Below are 3,099 nucleotides of genomic sequence, written 5' to 3'. Positions count from 1 at the left end.
GGCGGGGTGGGCGCGGCCCGCCGCTCCTCCACCGCCGCCAGCCGCAGCGGATCGGCGTCCAGGTCGTCGGCGTACCCGGCCAGCTCCCCGGCCACGTCCCGCAGCAGGATGCCGACCTCCCCGATCCGGTCGGTCAGCGCGGCCAGCGCCGGATCGTGCGCCCGTACGGCCTCCAGTGCCCGCTGGGCGCCCGCGACGAGCGTCCCGGCGTCCACGCCCTCGGGGTCCTCCGGATTGCCCGCGAGCGCGGCGTGCGCGATCGCCGCGGCGGACGCCAGCGCCTCGGCGTGCCCGAGCCGTTCCGCCTCCTCCGCCAGCTCCACGTCCTCGCCCGCGCGGGGCTCCACGGCGGCGATCTCCTCCAGCCCGAAGCGCAGCAGGTCGGCCTCCTGGGCCCGCTCACGCGCGCGCGTGGTGATCTGCTCCAGCTCCGTGGCCACGGCCCGCAGCCGCTTGTACGCCTCGCCGTACTTGCCGAGCGGCACGGCGACCGCGTACCCGGCGTACCGGTCGAGCGCCTGCCGCTGCCGGGACAGCTTCAGCAGCCCCTGCTGGTCGGTCTGGCCGTGCACGGCCACCAGGTCGTCGGCGAGCTCGGCGAGCAGCCCCACGGGCACGCTCCGCCCGCCCAGGTGCGCCCGTGACCGCCCCTCGGCGGAAACGGTCCGGCTGACCAGCAGCGTCCCGTCGTCCAGCTCGGCCCCGGCCTCCTCGGCCCGTACGACGGCCCCGGAGGTCTCGGGCACGGCGATCCGTCCCTCGACCACCGCGTTGCGCGCGCCGATCCGCACCAGGGCCGCATCCGCCCGTCCACCCAGCAGCAGGCCCAGGCTGGTGACCACCATGGTCTTGCCCGCACCCGTCTCACCGGTGACGGCGGTGAAGCCGGGCGACAGCTCGACAACAGCGTCGTCGATGACCCCGAGCGACCGTATCCGCATCTCCTCAAGCACGCACACGACCTTACGAGGTCGAAGCCGGGGAGTGCGACCGCCCCGCCCTTGTCACCCACGGGAGTGGGCATCCTCGGGGCGCGGGACCGCATCGATGTGCGGCTTCCGCCGCGTGGGCGCGAACGACCACGATCGACCCGCACCCGCCGGCGCTCCGGAACCACCCCGTCGAGACCGCTAGTGCGGCGCGCCCCGCCACCCGGACACGGGCAACGCGAACTTCGCGACCAGCCGGTCGGTGAACGAGGCATGGTGCAACCGGGCCAGCCGCACCGGCACGGCCCCCCGCCGCACCTCCACCCGGGCCCCCGCCGGCAACTCGACCGTCCGCCGCCCGTCGCACCACAGCACCCCCGGAGGGATGTGCGGCAGCACCTCCACCGCCAGCACCGAGTCCGGCGAGGTCACCAGCGGCTTGGCGAACAGCGCGTGCGCGCTGATCGGCACCATCAGCAGCGCCTCGACCTCGGGCCACACCACGGGCCCGCCGGCGGAGAAGGCGTACGCGGTGGACCCGGTCGGGGTCGCGCAGACGATCCCGTCGCAGCCGAACCCGGTGACCGGCCGCCCGTCGATCTCCAGGACGACCTCCAGCATCCGCTCGGCGGACACCTTCTGCACGGCCGCCTCGTTCAGCGCCCAGTCCGTGTGCACGATGTCGCCGTTGCGGTGCACCACGACGTCGACGGTCATCCGCTCCTCGACCTCGTACGCCCGGCTCACCACCCGGTCGACGACCTTGTCCAGGTCGTCCCGCTCGGCTTCGGCGAGGAACCCGACCCGCCCGAGGTTGACGCCCAGCATGGGCACCCCGGAGGCGCGGGCGAACTCGGCGCCGCGCAGCAGCGTGCCGTCACCGCCCAGCACGATCAGCAGCTCGCAGTCGTCCAGGCACTGCGGGGTGGCCTCCTTGACGGTCTCCACGTCGTCCGGGAGCGGCAGGTCGCGGGCCTCGTCCTCCAGGACCCGTACCCCGAGACCGGAGCGCAGCAGCCCTTTGACCACGAGCTCGGCGCTGCGGATGGCCGCGGGCCGCCCGGTGTGGGCCAGCAGGAAAACAGTACGAGCTCGGTTCTGTGTCAACGCGGCCCCTCCGCCACAGCACGGTCAACGTCGGCCGGGTCCAGTTCCGGAGCCCCGGCCCGCAGCCACAGGAAGTATTCGACATTCCCGGAGGGTCCGGGCAGCGGACTCGCCGTCACGCCCTTCGCTCCGAGCCCCAGCTCCCAGGCCTTCGCGGCCACCCCGCGCACGGCCTCGGCGCGCAGCTGCGGGCTGCGGACGACTCCGCCGCTGCCCAGCCGCTCCTTGCCCACCTCGAACTGCGGCTTCACCATCATCACCAGGTCGGCGTCCGGCTTCACGCACCGCTTCAGGGCGGGCAGCACCAGTCCGAGCGGGATGAAGGACAGGTCCCCCACAACAAGATCCACAGGCTCCCCATCGATGACCTCGAGCGTCAACTCCCGTACGTTCGTACGGTCCTTGACGGTGACGCGTTCATCGTTGCGCAGACTCCAGGCGAGTTGTCCGTATCCGACGTCCACGGCGACGACGTGCGCGGCCCCGGCCCGCAGCAGCACGTCGGTGAAACCGCCGGTGGAGGCGCCGGCGTCGAGCGCCCGCCGCCCCTCGACCGCCAGCCCCAGCGGCACGAAGGCGTCGAGGGCGCCGGCCAGCTTGTGGCCGCCGCGCGAGACGTAGTCCGGGTCGCCCGCGTCCTCGACGACGACGATCGCGGCGGCGGTCTCCACCTGTGTGGCGGGCTTGGTCGCGACCGTCTTGCCGACGCTGACCCGCCCGGCGGCGATCAGCTGGCTGGCGTGCTCACGCGAGCGCGCGAGCTTACGGCGGACCAGCTCCGCGTCGAGACGGCGGCGTGCGACTCCTGCCACGTTCGGTTCAGCTCCTGTGTTCGTGTGCCGGTGAGGGCCCCGGAGGTCCCGGGCGGGCGTCGAGCGCGGTGAGCGCGTCGCGCAGCCCCCGGTGTACATCCTCGTACACCTCGGCGTGGCCGTCCGTGGCGAGGTGGTCGGCGTCGGCCAGCCGCGCCACGTGGGCGTCGACCCCGGGGTGCCCGGTGGGGACGCGCGGCACGTCCAGGGGCGCGGGGGCGGCGGGGTCGTCGTCGGGCGCCGGCCGCACG

General features: G+C 74.2%; 4 protein-coding genes. All 4 read right to left on the bottom strand.

Annotation, left to right across the window (positions count from 1 at the left end; all coding sequences use genetic code 11):
- The coding region (locus B7767_RS41520; RefSeq protein ID WP_179167537.1) for an AAA family ATPase at positions 1 to 941 on the bottom strand (941 nt) is incomplete at its 3' end.
- 189 nt (positions 942 to 1,130) lie between these two features.
- Complete coding sequence (locus tag B7767_RS41515) at positions 1,131 to 2,036, bottom strand: NAD kinase (protein ID WP_085576361.1); 906 nt, start codon at positions 2,034 to 2,036, stop codon at positions 1,131 to 1,133.
- Positions 2,033 to 2,848 carry a TlyA family RNA methyltransferase gene (locus B7767_RS41510; RefSeq protein WP_085576360.1) on the bottom strand — a complete coding sequence of 272 codons (816 nt, stop codon included), beginning with the start codon at positions 2,846 to 2,848 and terminating at the stop codon, positions 2,033 to 2,035. Before B7767_RS41510 ends, B7767_RS41515 begins: the two co-directional genes overlap by 4 nt.
- Before the next feature lie 7 nt (positions 2,849 to 2,855).
- The gene (locus B7767_RS41505) at positions 2,856 to 3,098 is read right to left on the bottom strand and encodes a hypothetical protein (protein ID WP_085576359.1); all 243 of its coding nucleotides are present in this window, start codon (positions 3,096 to 3,098) and stop codon (positions 2,856 to 2,858) included.
- Position 3,099 lies beyond the last annotated feature (1 nt).

Source organism: Streptomyces sp. 13-12-16 (genome assembly GCF_002114215.1).
In the GTDB taxonomy this organism is placed as follows: domain Bacteria; phylum Actinomycetota; class Actinomycetes; order Streptomycetales; family Streptomycetaceae; genus Streptomyces.
Note: the sequence above shows the minus strand (reverse complement) of the source record. Positions and strands in the feature narration are given on the sequence as shown.